At 36.0% G+C, this 300-nt stretch carries 1 protein-coding gene; it reads right to left on the bottom strand.

Translation table 11 applies throughout. The annotated features are described in order from the left end of the window. Positions 1-300 (bottom strand): homocitrate synthase/isopropylmalate synthase family protein (locus tag JKP73_RS22665; protein WP_438874681.1); only part of this gene is annotated, 300 nt, incomplete at both ends.

Raw genomic sequence — 300 nt, 5'->3', positions numbered from 1 at the left:
ATGCTGTCTTTACTGTATTTCCCGAAGGTGTAGTCAATTCAATAGCTGCTGTCGGGATATTGTTTGAGCCGTATTGAAGTTGGAACATTTTTAATTGATACTTTTCAATAGATGTCGCGTCTGTTTGTACTTCAGTAACAATGGTAAAAATATCATCATCGGTAACTTCTTTCTTATGATCTGTCAGTTGTTTAAATAGCTCAAAAGCCTTTTTAATATTGTCCACAGAAACGTCCATTCCGAGTTCTTCTACTTTGTCTTTAAAGGCATGTCGTCCAGAATGTTTTCCTAGGAACAATG

It is taken from the genome of Virgibacillus salexigens (genome assembly GCF_014905415.1).
Taxonomy (GTDB): domain Bacteria; phylum Bacillota; class Bacilli; order Bacillales; family Amphibacillaceae; genus Virgibacillus; species Virgibacillus salexigens.
The sequence above is the reverse complement of the archived record's forward strand: the minus strand, read 5'-3'. Positions and strand labels throughout refer to the sequence as shown.